Source organism: Xenorhabdus bharatensis, assembly GCF_037996705.1.
Taxonomy (GTDB): domain Bacteria; phylum Pseudomonadota; class Gammaproteobacteria; order Enterobacterales; family Enterobacteriaceae; genus Xenorhabdus; species Xenorhabdus bharatensis.
In genome coordinates, this window is the sequence record NZ_JBBMXG010000071.1 from 1 (window position 1) to 435 (window position 435).

At 56.1% G+C, this 435-nt stretch carries 1 protein-coding gene; it reads right to left on the minus strand.

Features of this window, described 5'->3' with window-relative positions; genetic code table 11:
- A partial coding sequence (locus AAC855_RS21255) for an IS701 family transposase (RefSeq protein WP_340612123.1) occupies positions 1-435 on the minus strand: 435 nt, incomplete at both ends.

Genomic DNA, 435 nt, shown 5'->3' on the forward strand with positions numbered 1-435 from the left:
TGCGGTGTTTGCCACCAGAGGCGCTCATTTTTGGGGATCGCTAAGACAAACGGTTGATGCTGAGATTCCAGCCAGCATCGCAAGCGACGATCCTGTCCATAGACCGCATCAACGGTGACCCAGCGACAGGGGATATTGGCCTTGAATGCGCGCGCCAGCATTTGCCGGGCGAGTTGGGGTTTCGTCGCAAAACTGACCGAGTCAGGCATGCCGGCGGCGTCACAGCGGGGGCGATCCGCCGTCCACTGTTTAGGCAGATATAAAGCCCGGTCAATGAAGGCATGACCGCCGTTGCCGGCGTAACACAGGAAAACCCCTATCTGGCTATTTTCAATCCGTCCCGCCGTTCCACTATACTGACGCTGCACGCCGGCAGAATGCGTCCCTTTTTTGATAAAACCGGTTTCATCGATAATGAGGATACCTTGCTCATCC